Here is a 12,613-nt window from a genome sequence, read left to right on the forward strand (position 1 = left end):
CATGTCCGTGACCTTCACGGACATCGAGGCCGCCGGGGAACGCCTCGACGACGAGAGCGTGGTCAAGCGCACGCCGGTCGAGCGCAGCACCTCCCTGGGTGCGATGGTCGACGCCGAGGTCCACCTGAAGATGGAGCACCTCCAGTGGACGGGCTCGTTCAAGACCCGCGGTGCGTACAACAAGCTCTCACAGGCGGTCGCCGGAGGCGGGGTCGAACACGCGGTCGCCGCCAGCGCGGGCAACCACGCCCAGGGGGTCGCGCTCGCGGCCACCACGCTAGGGATTGACTCGACGATCGTGATGCCGAAAACGGCTCCGCAGACGAAGATCGACGCCACTCGGGGCTACGGCGCGACGGTCGAACTCCACGGTAAGGACTTCCGAGAAGCGATGGCCCACGCGAAAGAACTCGCGTCGGGTGGCGATTCGACGTTCGTTCACGCCTACGACGACCCCGACATCGTCGCTGGGCAGGGCACCCTCGGCGTCGAGATGGTCGGGGACTGTCCCGACGTCGACACCGTGATCGTTCCCATCGGCGGCGGCGGGCTGATCAGCGGCATCTCGCTGGCCGTCTCGGAACTCGCGCCCGACGTCCGGATTGTCGGCGTGCAGGCTGAAGCGGCCGCGACCGTCCCCGAGAGCCTCGATAAGGGGATCCCCCAGACGCTCGATTCGGTCGATACCATTGCCGACGGCATCGCCACCGGCGGCGTCTCGGAGCTCACCCTCGGAATCATCGAGGAGCACGTCGATGAGGTCCTCACCGTCTCGGACGACGAGATCGCACAGGCAATCTTGCTGTTGCTCGAGCGGGCCAAACAGCTCGTCGAGGGGGCAGGCGCGGCCGGGGTCGCCGCGCTGTTGAGCGACGACCTCGACGTGGCCGGGGAGACCGTCATGCCGCTGCTGTGTGGCGGAAACCTCGACATGCCCATGCTCCAGACCGTCCTCATTCACGCGATGACGGACCGCCAGCAGTTGTTGAACCTTCGGGTACGGATCGACGACCAGCCCGGTCGGATGGCCGAGATCTCTCGAGTGATCGCCGACCACGACGCGAACATCCGGAACGTACGCCACGAGCGGGCCGTCGAGGACCTCAACGTCGGCGACGCCTACCTCGTCTTCCGGCTCGTCACCAGCGGGTCGAGCCACTCGCGGGCCATCACGGCGGCGATCGAGGGCAGCGGGTACACCGTCGAGATCGTCAACGCGCGTTGATTTCCTCCACTCGATTCCCTCGGAACAAAGCGTTTATGTATCCACTTTGTCTATTTGTCAACAGATATCATGATACGAAGTATCAGTGAGGCGGGACGCGATCGGGGCGGTAGAGGGGGGCGACACGTCGGACCCGATAGGAGAGGGCGGTCCGAGACGCGGGAGGGGAACGGACGATGAGCGGCCGCTCGGCTTTCGGGCGGTTTCTCGACGAACTCGACGTACTCGTGTTCGTCGTGGGTGCGGGCGTCGCCGCTTTCGCCGTGGTCGCGTTCGCGCTGTTCGAGGGGGCGGCCACCGAGGCGATGACCGGCGTCAACACGTTCCTCTGGACGAATCTCGGGTGGGCGTACCTGCTCGTGATGTTCGTTCTGGTCGCGTTCGTTCTCTTTCTGGTCTTCGGTCCGTGGGGCAACATCAAACTCGGCGCCGACGACGAGGAACCGGAGTTCACGTTCCTCGCGTACTTCGCGATGCTGTACTCGGCGGGGATCGCCGCCGGTATCGTCTTCTGGGGACCCGCGGAGGCCATCTTCCACTACGACGCGGTTTCGCCGTTTTTCGGCGCGGAGTCGCAGTCGCCCGGGGCCGCAGTCGGCGCCGTTCAGTACACCTTCTTTCACTGGGGGCTCTCGGCGTGGACCGCCTACGTCGTGATGGGCCTGCCGATCGCTTACTACGCCTACCGCCACGACGCGCCGCTTCGCATCTCGACGGTGCTCGCGCCGTGGGTCGGCCTCGACAACCTCGACGGGGCAGTGGCGAAGGTCATCGACATCCTCGCCGTCTTCGCGACCATCGGCGGCGTCGCGACCACGCTCGGACTCGTCGGCAAGCAGTTCCTCGTCGGGGTGGAGTGGATGACCGGCGCCTCGGTCGGCGACCTCGGAACGATCCTCGTGATCACCGGGTTGACCGTCGCGTTCACCCTCTCGGTGGCGCTCGGCGTCGAGAAGGGGATCCGCCGGATCTCGTACTTCAACATGGTACTGTTCGCGGTCGTCACCGTCGCGACGTTCGTCCTCGGGCCAACGGGCTACATCATGGCGGTCGGCACCCAGGCGCTCGGCGGGTACATCAACCAGTTCATCACCATGAGCTTCTACACCGGCGCGGCCGCCAGCGGCGGTGCGGGCGTCGCTGAATGGGTCGGCAGTTGGACCATCTTCTACTGGGCGTGGTGGTTCTCGTGGACGCCCTTCGTCGGCCTGTTCATCGCTCGTATCTCCCGCGGTCGGACCGTCAGACAGGTCGCCGTCACCGGTGTGCTCGCCTCGACGGGCATCACGATTCCGTGGTTCGCCACGATGGGCGGGACCGCCATCTTCCTCCAGGAGAACGGCCGGGCGGACATCCTCACGGTCGTCAGCAACCTCGGCGAGGCCGCCTCGGGCTACCCGCTGTTCGAGGCGCTTCCCCTCGGCGGGGTGTTGACCGTGCTGTTTCTCGTCCTCGTGACGACGTTCCTCGTCACTTCCGCGGACTCCTCGACGCTGGCGCTGGGGATGCTCACCACCGGCGGCGCGGAACGTCCCTCGACGATCAACCGCGTCATCTGGGGCTTCCTCATCGGCGCGCTGGCCTCGCTGCTGATGGTCATCGGCGGGGTCGACGCGCTGCAGGCCGCGGCCATCATCACGGGCGGACCGTTCGCGGTCGTGACACTGCTGGCAGTGGCGTCGATGATCCTCACGTTCGGCAAGCAGCGCGCGCTGTTCCTCCGCGAGGAAGACGAGGTCGACGTCCCGGCGTCGACCGAGGTCATCGACGGGGTGCAGGACGACGACTGACCCCGACCTATTCGAGTTTTCCGCGCCGGACGGTGAGGACCGGGACGTTCGCGCTCCGGACGATCCGCTCTGTCACGCTACCGAGAATCACGTCCTGCACCCCGTCACGGCCGTGGGTCCCCATGACGATGCAGTCGATCCCGTTCTTATCCGCGTACCGAGAAATTGACGTGGTGCCCGTGCGAGAGGTGTCCGCCGTGGGCGGGATCCAGTGAGAGGATCCGATCGCCTGGATCCAGGGCCGCATAGTATACCGCCTGATTGGCTTGGGTGCCCGAGTGGGGCTGGACGTTGACGTGGTCGGCGCCCCAGAGTTCCTTCGCGCGCTCGATCGCGAGTTCCTCGACGGTATCTGCGTGCTCACAGCCGGCGTAGTAGCGCTTGCCGGGGTACCCCTCGGCGTACTTATTGGTGAGACAGCTCCCCTGTGCGGCGAGAACCGCTTCCGAGACGTGGTTCTCCGAGGCGATCATCCCGAGGGTCGATTCCTGTCTGTCGCGTTCGGCGTCGATCGCGTCGGCGACCGTTGGCGCTCGCTCTTCGAGCGGATCTGCTTTCGACATGCGGGCGTAGTTCGTCGAAGGGCCGCATGAATATTGAGATACGTTCACACTAAACACGATACTGGGCGAGAAATGCCGGTACCACACGTGTTATAATACTCTCCCGAATCGGTACGCGTATGCCCCGCACGATTAGCACGGGCGATGCGCCGGCGGCCGTCGGCGCGTACAGTCAGGCGACGACGAACGACGACCTCGTCTTCACGGCGGGCCAGTTGCCGCTGACGCCGGACGGGGAGTTGCTCGACGACCACTCGGTTGCCGAACAGACCGAGCAGTGCCTCGAGAACGTCGAGGCGATCCTCGCAAGCGAGGGGATCTCGCTCGACGACGTGCTGAAGGTGAGTATCTTCCTCGACGACATCGACGACTTCGAGGAGATGAACGAAACCTACGCCGAGTACTTCGACGAGGAGCCGCCGGCTAGAACCGCCCTCGAGGTCGGATGCATCCCCAAGGGGGCCGCCCTAGAGATCGAGGCCGTCGCCGCCAGCGGGTGATCCTCGGATGTCCCGCACGCGTTCGTACGACCGGAGGGAGAGATGACACACCACTACGACGACATCGTCATCGGCGTCGGCGGCATGGGAAGTGCGACTACCTACCAGCTCGCGAAACGGGGCCGGGACGTCCTCGGGATCGAACGCTACGACGTCCCGCACGCGATGGGGTCTTCACACGGCGTCTCGCGGATCATCCGGCTCGCGTACTACGAGGACCCCGTGTACGTCCCGCTGGTTCGCCGAGCGTACGATCTCTGGGACGAGATCCAGACCCAGTACGGAGAACAGTTGCTGTTCGAGACGGGGTCGATCGACGCCGCACCCGCCGACGACCCGCTCTTTCGGGGCTCACGGCGCTCGTGTGAGGAGTACGACATCGACCACGAGGTGCTGACGGGAGCGGAGGTCAACGAGCGCTATCCCGGCTACGACATCCCCGAGGATCACATGGCGGTCTGTCAGCCGAACGGCGGGTACGTCCTCTCCGAGCGGGCCATCGTCGCCCATACGGTGGAGGCCCAACGCGAGGGCGCACGCGTTCAGGCCCGCGAGCGTGTCACCGATTGGGAACCTGAGGGGGACGGGGTTCGCGTCACGACCGACCGCGGCGAGTACACCGCCGACAACCTCGTAATCACCTCGGGTGCGTGGGCCGCCCGCCACGTCGAGGCCCTCGACGGGATCGCAGTTCCCCAACGTCAGGTCCTCGCGTGGCTCCAGCCCCAGGAACCCGAGCGGTTCGCTCCCGAGAACTTCCCGGTCTGGAACCTCCAAGTCGAGGAGGGGCGCTTTTACGGTCTGCCGATCGTGAAGGTGCCGGGGTTCAAGTTCGGCCGGTACATGCACCGCCAGCAGGACGTCGACCCCGACGCGATGAATCGCGAACCCGAACCCGAGGACGAACGCCTGCTCCGGGAGTTCGCCGAAACCCACTTCCCGCGGGGCAGCGGTCCGACGATGGGGCTCGCGACCTGCATGTTCACGAACACCCCGGACGAACATTTCGTCATTGACACGCTTCCCGACCACCCGCAGGTCGCCGTCGCGGCCGGCTTCTCGGGCCACGGCTACAAGTTCGCGAGCGTTATCGGAGAGGTGCTTGCCGATCTGACGGTCGACGGTCGCACGGATCACCCGATCGAGCTGTTCGCCCTCGATCGGTTCGAGTAGGGTCGGACCGTATCGGGCCGACCATCGGCGGCGATCCCTCGATTGTCGACGGGTTATGGAGCGGTTAAAACCCGTTTTCGGTCGAGGGACGAACGGGGATCGCTCCGTGATCCGACGAACGATCCCACCGGTCGGGGCGGACTCCCCGTCGGACCGGATATCTCGTGTCTCGGTTCGGAAACGTCGAAATCGTCGCTTTGTGAGTGGGGTAAAGCAACGACTTATCGTTTTCAAACGGGCGCCTTGTATATATACTCGGCGGTGGCCGGCGGTGTGAACCGAGGCACACTGGGACGGGGAGGCGCTCACACCGGATCTTCATCGGGTCACTGTTCGTCGCTTCCCCATCGTCCGTGGACGGGGCCGGCCCAGGAGGCACGGACGTGTCGGTCCGGATTCTCCGGGCACATCGATCGGTGGCCATGTTCCGCTCGGGCGGTGAGAAACCGTTTACCGCAGCGATCGCATTCGTACATTGATTGGAACGCCGGTTTAACACAACCAGCAACTGAGTAATCGACTAGACAGGACATTGTTATGCGGACGAATAGGAATCCTCACTGATCGGTCAATTCGAGAAGCCGATCTATAACGAACCGATTAGTCGTATCAAGTGGTCGTTATCGATTCGACGAGGACCGTACGATACGGATCGAGCATCCCCGCTTGCACGCGGTAACGGCCCATGAACGGGTTAACCACTGCATGAGGCCCGGTTGGATCGCCGCCTCTGCTCGTTGCTCGACGACGTGCCGGCGGACGAGCGCGATCGCGCGCGATCACGATCCTTCGAGTCCGTAGCGTCCGTCGCTCACCCACGCGGATTTGTCCCACCCACACTCCGGACACGAGTCGCTCGTCCACTCGAACTCGGCACCACAGCGCTGACACAGCGCCGTGTCGGGTTCGGTTCCGTGGGCCAGTTTCGGTTCGTCCTCGGCCGATGTGCTGTCGTCGTCCGTCATCAACGATCGATTGGGACGGATCGGTAGTAAATGGTGGGGATCGGTATCAGTACTCGGTAGCGATCTCCTACACGTAACCGAACAGCGCCATCCCAAGCCCGACGGCCCATCCGAGGAGGCCGAGCGCGAGCAGGCCACGACCCCGAGCGTCGCTGCGGGCGGCTCCGGCAGCGATCAGACCGAGGGCGAAGGTCAACCCGATCCGGTGGAGCAACAGCTCTATCGGGACGGCCGCGACCTCGAGACCGGCGAAATCCATCACGAACGCCGTCCCGAGGCCGACGACGGCAAAGCCGAACGCGGGCAGGGGTTCGAGCGGTCGTCCCAGCAGGTGGACGACCCACTGGAGGCGCAAGAATCGGGTGGCCGCATCAAGTGGCTGTGCGAGGACGACCGCCACGATCGGGAGTCCGACGACCAGGACGGGATACAGCACGGCGACGAACGCCTTCGGCGGGATCCAGGGGATCGCCGTCTCGAAGAGGAGGCCCGCGCTTCTGACCCCGAGGTACAGCCCCCCGAGCGCCGCCGCGAGGACGAACCCCCGCGTGTTCGCGAGGGTCCAGCCGATCAGTCGACGGGTCTCGCGCCACATCGCCCGACGGGTCTCCCGGGTGAAGACCCCGATCAGACCGAGAACCGCCACGCCAGTGCCGGGAGGGACGCTCTCGAGTTCGACCATCGAGAGCCAGCCGTCGTTTCCGCCCTTGTCGACCCCGTGATACTCCCTGCGGACCTCCTCTACGTACGGCTGGCCGAGGAACTCCGCCTCCAGTTCGTTGCGCGACTCCTGGGTGTCGGTCACGGTGTGGCGGAGTCGAAACCAGTCCCAGTACTCTTGGTGAGCTTGGATCGCCGTCCAGTCGTCCGCCGGCGTCGTGTACGCCCGGATGTGGTGTCGGCTGCCGAGATAACTCCCCGCGTGGAGCTGGTAGCTCTCGTCGATCCACCGCCCGCCGCCACCGTGGGGCCCCGTATCGACGTAGGTGTAGCGCGTTGAGCCGTGGGCGTCGTCCCACTCGACCGTCCCGTTCTCGACGGCGACCTCGGTGTCGGTTTCGACGGCCTCCTCCTCGGGATCGGTCTCCTCCCATTCGAGTTCGGTCCGGTCGGTGAGCGCCTGCTGGACCTGCTCGTCGGTGCCGTGAACGATCAGGTTGATCGCCAGTGTCCGTCCGTCGGCGGAGCGCTCGCGACTGGTGTACGGCCAGAGGTAGCTCCCTTCCTCCTCGGGCTGGACGAGCCGATCCCGGTCGAGCGTGTTCCTATCGGCCGTGAGGTCGCCGAGTCCGCCGGCCACCAGATAGCTCGCGGCGAGAACGACGAGTCCGAGCAGGAGGAGTCGGCGACGATCCATCGACGATCGATTCGATGGCCCACGTCTTCCATAGCGCTTGTGGTTTCCTACGTTCCTCGACGCTTCCCTCCCGGACTCCACGCTCCTCGATCGGGAGCGGCGTAGAAGGGTTGACCAAGACTGGAGGGCCGTGGAGCGGTCAGCGACCGAACCCCACTGCCTGCCAGCATCCGTCGGTTCACCCGGGACGGTGGTGGGTATTCCGATAGCTTATTTCGGTTAACGAAATAAATGAAAAAGCAGGTCGACGACCGTTCCTGTCGATCGGCCCTGTCCGGCGGCGATACGGCTATGCGACGGGGGATCGTACGATCGCGCATGTCACTGGAATCGCGCATCGAGGCGGGCAGTCGGCGCGTCCTCCGCTCGCCGCTGTGGGTCGGCCTCCTCATCACCGCGTTTCTCGTCGTCCCGACGTTCCTCGTCCCGTCGGTGCCGCTGTGGGTCGCGCTCGTCTCCCTGCTCACGCTCACGCCGCTGGTCCTGCTCGGGACGTACGCGATCTATCACGCCTACTGGCGGCTGGCCGGTTCCACCGGCGGGACCGCCGAATCGAGGGTCAGCGACTCGACCGTCGAGTCGCCGATCGCGTGGCTCCGCCACCGGTACGCGACGGGCGAGATCGACGAGGCGACCTTCGAGCGAAAACTCGACCGGCTCCTCGAAACCGAGCCCGTCGAACGACGAGACTCCGCCGGCGAGGAGTTCGACCTCCTCAAGGAGTGATCGACACCGCTGCGCTGCCGGCTGAGGCGTGAGTTCGCCGAAACCGGGCCGAGAAATCACCCGAGGAACCGTTTCAGACGCGCGAACAGCCCCTTCGAGGGATCGCCGCCGAGTTGTTCATCGGCGGGCTGTTGGTCGCCGCCCGTCCCGGCCGCGGTGTCCTCTTCGTCCGAGACGTCGGTCTCGGCCTCGACGGCCGCGGTCGAGCCGCTCTCGGCCAGTTCGACGGCCTGCCCGATCAGTCCCTCGGCGTCGTTGACGCCGTCTTTCACCGTGCCGTTCACGACGGGTTTGTCCTCGAACCGATCCCGATTAACCGAGGTGTCGGCGGCGATGATCACCGCATCGGCGGCCTCGATCGCCTCGGCCGTGAGTTCGTCCTGGGTTCCCATCGCCCCCTGGACCTCGACGGAAACGTCGTGGCCGAGTTCCTCGGCGGTGGTTCGGAGGTTCTCGGCGGCCATCTGGCTGTGTGCGATACCCGTCGGACACGAGGTGATTGCGACGATCTTCATGAGTCGGACAATAGGTTCGTGACGTCGACCCTTGTAGTTGTGGTCAGTGCGTGTGTCGCGAGGTCGCGTGCGCGCTCGTCCTCGACCCCGCTGACGTTTCCTTTGACCGCGGGGATCGTGACCGCGCTCATGCTGAGTTCGTCGAGCCCCAGTCCGACCAGCAGTTCGGTCAGATCGGGGTCACCGGCCATCTCGCCGCACATCCCGATCCACGCGTCGTTGTCGTGTGCGGCCTCGACGCTCCGGGCGATCGCCCGCAACATGGGCGGGTGAAGCGGGTCGTGGAGGTCGGCAACCCGCTCGTTTTCGCGCGCGGCGGCCATGACGTACTGGGCGAGGTCGTTCGTCCCGATGCTGAGGAAGTCGACGCGGGAGGCGAGTTCATCCGCCATGAAGACCGCCCCCGGCGTCTCGATCATGACCCCGAGTTCCGGCATCGCGTACTCCAGTCCCTCCGATGCCAGCGAGTCGGCGACGGCCTCGACCCGTGAGAGGGCAGCCTCGAGTTCCTCGACGGTCGAGACAAGCGGGAACATCACGGCCAGATCGCCACCCTCTGCCGCGCCGGCCCGGAGCAGTGCCCGGAGTTGGGTCTCGAAGAGCCCTTCGTCCGAACTCAGCGAGCGGCGGATCCCCCGCTCGCCGAGGAAGGGGTTCTCCTCGTCGGGCAGGTCGAGATACGGGATCCGCTTGTCGCCGCCGATGTCAAGCGTGCGGACCACGACCCGCCCCTCCGGGAAGGCTTCGAGCGCCTCGACGTACCGCTCGTACTGTTCTGCCTCCGCGGGCGGTTCCTCACGGTCGAGAAAGAGGAACTCCGTCCGGTAGAGCCCGATCCCGTCAGCGCCCTGCGAGACGGCCCCCTCCAGATCGGCGGCTCGGCCGACGTTCGCGGCGACCTCGACCTCCCGGCCGTCGACCGTCGCGACCCGCCCGTCGAGCACCTCGTCGGCGGTGGCGGTACGGGCCGCGGCGACCCGCTCGTCGGTCGGGTCGGCGACGACGATACCCTCGTCGCCGTCGACGACGATTCGCTCGTCTTCCTCGATCGATTCGAGGTCCGATCCGACCCCGAGGACCGCCGGGATGGCGAGCGAACGCGCGAAGATGGCGGCGTGGGAGGTCCGACCTCCCGTACTGGTCGCGAAGCCGGCCACGCGCTCGGGGTCGAGCTGGGCGGTGTCGCTGGGCGTGAGCCGTTCGGCCAGCAGGATCGATCCCTCGGGGAGCTCGGCGAGATCGACCCGCTCGCCGCCGACGAGCAGGCGGACGAGCCGGTCGCGCACGTCCCGCAGGTCGTCGGCGCGCTCGGCCATCTGTCCGTCCATCCCCTCGAACTGCGTGATGGGGTCCGCGAAGGCCTCCCGAACGGCACTCGCTGCCGGAGTCCCCCCCTCGATGGCCTCAGTGACTCCCTCCTCGATCTGGGGATCGTCGAGGAACTGGCGGTGGGCGTCGAAGACCGCCGCCTCCTCCTCGCCGACGCGCTCTGCAGTGCGCTCTCGCTCGGCCTCGAGCTCCTCGCGGGCCCGCTCGCGGGCGGTCTCGAAGCGCTCGCGCTCGGCCTCGCGGTCCGATTCCGGAACCGGTTCCTCGGAGTCGTCCTCGCTCGTCGCGCCCGGCCGGTACCAGACGACGCTTCCGGCGCCGGTGCGGGGGGTCGCACCGATTCCCTCGATAACGCGCTCGCTCATGACTTGCCTTCGGGCGTCGAGAGCACCCTCTCGAGGGCGTCGAGCGCCTCCTCGGCGTCCTCGCCCTCGGCAACGATCCGGAGGTGCTCGCCCTGTTTGACCCCGAGGCTCGTCACCGCGATCATGCTGCCCGCGTCGATGAGGTCCTCGTCCCCGTCCTCGGCGCTCCCGATCTTCACCGTCGCGTCGTGGTCGTTGGCCGTCTCGACGAACTTCGCGGCGGGGCGGGCGTGCAGTCCTGCTTCGGGAACGATCTCGACGGTCCGCTCGTGGGGTTCGCTCATGCGACCACCCCCAGAGCGATGCTCTGGTGTACTCGCATTCGCTCACTTCGTTCGCTCACGGGCGATACCCGTTCGCGTTTTCGAGGCTCAAAGCGCCTCGCTTCGCTCATGCGACCGCCTCCTGAAGGACCGACTGGACGTCCGCGGGCGTTTCGGCGGCGTAGAGACCGTCACGGACCTCCTCGTGCATCAGCGCCCGCGAGAGCGCGCTCAGGATCTCGAGGTGGTCCTCGCCGCCGGAGGCGGGAACGAGGATCAGGAAGAGCAACTTCGCGGGTTCGTCGTCCATCGAACCGAAGTCGACGCCGGCCGACGAACGCGTAAAGGCCAGCGACGGCCGCTCGACGGCGTCGGTCTGGGCGTGGGGGATCCCGATCCCCATCCCGACGCCGGTCGTCGTCTGTTCCTCGCGGGCCAACAGCGCCTCGAGGGCCCGCTCGCGATCGATCACGCGTCCTGTCGTGACGATCAGATCGAGCAGGTGTTCGATGCAGGCGTCCTTTGTCGTGGGTGGTTCTTCGAGCGAGATCTGCTCCTCTGGGAGCAACTCGTCAATGTCCTCTTTGGTGATGGTCGAACTCATGGTCGTGTTAGTCGCTCGTCTGTGTTACCGTTTGTGTCTCGGTCGACCCGACGGTCTTCTCAAAGTCGTCCTTCAACAGCGTGGCGATCGTGGCGGTAACGATCGTTCCGAGGAGGATACAGCCCAGGAACAACAACACGCTACTGGAGAGGAAGACGACGAAGATCCCGCCGTGAGGGGCGGGCATCGTCACGCCCAGCGAGAGCGCGGCGGCCCCGGCGACGGCGCTGCCCGCGACCGCGCTCGGGATCACGCGAAGCGGATCGGCCGCGGCGTAGGGGATCGCCCCCTCGGTGATGAAGGCCAGTCCGAGCGGGACGGCGGCCTTCGCGTTCTCGTACATCTCGGCGGGGTACTTCTGCGGGGCGATGAAATTCGAGAGCGCCAGCCCCAGCGGCGGGGTCATGCCCGCGATCATCACCGCCGCCATCGGCCCGTAGATCTGATCGGCGACCAGCACCGTCCCGAAGACGTACGCGACCTTGTTGATCGGCCCGCCCATGTCGGTGGCCATCATCGCCCCGAGGATCGCACCGAGTAACAGCGCGTTCGCACCCTCCAGTCCCGAGAGGAACGCCGTCAGCGCGCTGTCGACGAGCGCGATCGGAACCCCGAGGCCGACGATGACGACCGGCGCGAGCACCAGCGTCGTCACGACGGGGATGATCAACACCGGCATCATCGGCTCGATGAAGCCGGGCACGTCCAGTCCCTTCAGCCAGCGCGCGACGAAGCCCGCGAGCAACCCGGCGACGATCGCGCCCAGAAAGCCCGCGACCGCACCCTGTGCATCGAAGCCGACGAGCTGGCCGGCGGCGGCGATGATCGGCTCCTGCTGGACGGCGTACGAGAGGACGAACCCCGGCGCGAGACCGGGCCGATCCGCCATCGCGTAGGCGATATACCCCCCCAGTACAGGGATCATGAGCGTCAGCCCGAGCGATCCGATCTGTGCGAAGAACCAGCCGATCGTCCCCGTCTGTTCGAACACCTGTTCGGTGTCCCCGAGTGCGAACCCGATCGCGAGGAAGATCCCGCCGATCGTCACGAACGGGATCATGAACGACACCCCCGTCATGAGGTGCTCCTTGACGGAGGTGAGGTGCGTTCGAGCGCCCTCCTCCAGCGTCGCGTTATCGATTCCCATATTCATCACCATCGTTCATCGTAGTGTTCAAAAGCGTTTTCGAATACGATTGTTTCTGAGTTTCAATATAGGATTTAACTGCGGACGCGCA

13 protein-coding genes and 1 pseudogene are annotated in these 12,613 nt (G+C 66.0%); 5 read left to right on the forward strand and 9 right to left on the reverse strand.

The window, feature by feature from the left end:
* Window position 1: 1 nt before the first annotated feature.
* Together ilvA and HAPAU_RS11080 are read left to right on the forward strand one after the other, a co-directional pair.
* Window positions 2-1,225, forward strand: a complete 1,224-nt coding sequence (ilvA, locus tag HAPAU_RS11075; RefSeq protein ID WP_084383701.1) for a threonine ammonia-lyase — start codon at window positions 2-4, stop codon at window positions 1,223-1,225.
* A gap of 176 nt (window positions 1,226-1,401) precedes the next feature.
* On the forward strand, window positions 1,402-3,015 hold the full coding sequence (locus HAPAU_RS11080; RefSeq protein WP_066382578.1) for a BCCT family transporter: 1,614 nt from the start codon (window positions 1,402-1,404) through the stop codon (window positions 3,013-3,015).
* Between the two features lie 7 nt (window positions 3,016-3,022).
* Here HAPAU_RS11080 and HAPAU_RS22270 read toward each other — a convergent pair whose 3' ends face one another.
* Together HAPAU_RS22270 and HAPAU_RS11085 are read right to left on the reverse strand one after the other, a co-directional pair.
* Window positions 3,023-3,139 carry a universal stress protein gene (locus HAPAU_RS22270; protein ID WP_368085885.1) on the reverse strand — a complete coding sequence of 39 codons (117 nt, stop codon included), beginning with the start codon at window positions 3,137-3,139 and terminating at the stop codon, window positions 3,023-3,025.
* A gap of 34 nt (window positions 3,140-3,173) precedes the next feature.
* Window positions 3,174-3,578: pseudogene (locus HAPAU_RS11085) on the reverse strand (serine hydroxymethyltransferase); the annotation flags it as partial.
* 119 nt (window positions 3,579-3,697) lie between these two features.
* Between HAPAU_RS11085 and HAPAU_RS11090 the strand changes: the two are divergent.
* Window positions 3,698-4,078: a Rid family detoxifying hydrolase gene (locus HAPAU_RS11090; RefSeq protein WP_066382582.1), complete on the forward strand. Its 381-nt coding sequence runs from the start codon at window positions 3,698-3,700 to the stop codon at window positions 4,076-4,078.
* Between the two features lie 42 nt (window positions 4,079-4,120).
* Entirely contained in the window at window positions 4,121-5,251 is a 1,131-nt protein-coding gene (gene solA, locus HAPAU_RS11095) for an N-methyl-L-tryptophan oxidase (protein ID WP_066382584.1), read from the forward strand.
* 779 nt (window positions 5,252-6,030) lie between these two features.
* Here the strand turns inward: solA and HAPAU_RS11100 are convergent.
* Both HAPAU_RS11100 and HAPAU_RS11105 read right to left on the reverse strand, forming a co-directional pair.
* A complete protein-coding gene (locus tag HAPAU_RS11100) occupies window positions 6,031-6,216 on the reverse strand; it encodes a hypothetical protein (protein WP_066382586.1) in 186 nt (61 codons plus the stop codon).
* Between the two features lie 67 nt (window positions 6,217-6,283).
* Window positions 6,284-7,573 carry a hypothetical protein gene (locus HAPAU_RS11105; RefSeq protein WP_066382588.1) on the reverse strand — a complete coding sequence of 430 codons (1,290 nt, stop codon included), beginning with the start codon at window positions 7,571-7,573 and terminating at the stop codon, window positions 6,284-6,286.
* Window positions 7,574-7,891: 318 nt separating this feature from the next.
* Between HAPAU_RS11105 and HAPAU_RS11110 the strand changes: the two genes are divergently transcribed.
* On the forward strand, window positions 7,892-8,299 hold the full coding sequence (locus HAPAU_RS11110) for an SHOCT domain-containing protein (RefSeq protein ID WP_157078455.1): 408 nt from the start codon (window positions 7,892-7,894) through the stop codon (window positions 8,297-8,299).
* Window positions 8,300-8,355: 56 nt separating this feature from the next.
* On the opposite strand, the gene HAPAU_RS11115 is transcribed toward HAPAU_RS11110, so the two are convergent.
* From HAPAU_RS11115 to HAPAU_RS11135, 5 genes are all read right to left on the reverse strand, one after another.
* Window positions 8,356-8,814, reverse strand: a complete 459-nt coding sequence (locus HAPAU_RS11115; RefSeq protein WP_066382592.1) for a PTS fructose transporter subunit IIB — start codon at window positions 8,812-8,814, stop codon at window positions 8,356-8,358.
* Window positions 8,811-10,508 carry a phosphoenolpyruvate--protein phosphotransferase gene (ptsP, locus tag HAPAU_RS11120; protein ID WP_066382594.1) on the reverse strand — a complete coding sequence of 566 codons (1,698 nt, stop codon included), beginning with the start codon at window positions 10,506-10,508 and terminating at the stop codon, window positions 8,811-8,813. The genes HAPAU_RS11115 and ptsP overlap by 4 nt, the downstream gene beginning before the upstream one ends.
* A complete protein-coding gene (gene ptsH1 / locus HAPAU_RS11125) occupies window positions 10,505-10,792 on the reverse strand; it encodes a phosphocarrier protein HPr (protein WP_066382596.1) in 288 nt (95 codons plus the stop codon). The genes ptsP and ptsH1 overlap by 4 nt, the downstream gene beginning before the upstream one ends.
* 106 nt (window positions 10,793-10,898) lie before the next feature.
* Window positions 10,899-11,375 (reverse strand): PTS sugar transporter subunit IIA, encoded by a 477-nt coding sequence (locus HAPAU_RS11130; protein ID WP_066382598.1) that lies wholly within the window; start codon window positions 11,373-11,375, stop codon window positions 10,899-10,901.
* Window positions 11,376-11,382: 7 nt separating this feature from the next.
* Window positions 11,383-12,522 carry a PTS fructose transporter subunit IIC gene (locus tag HAPAU_RS11135; protein WP_066382600.1) on the reverse strand — a complete coding sequence of 380 codons (1,140 nt, stop codon included), beginning with the start codon at window positions 12,520-12,522 and terminating at the stop codon, window positions 11,383-11,385.
* Between the last annotated feature and the right edge of the window lie 91 nt (window positions 12,523-12,613).

It is taken from the genome of Halalkalicoccus paucihalophilus, from assembly GCF_001593955.1.
GTDB lineage: Archaea > Halobacteriota > Halobacteria > Halobacteriales > Halalkalicoccaceae > Halalkalicoccus > Halalkalicoccus paucihalophilus.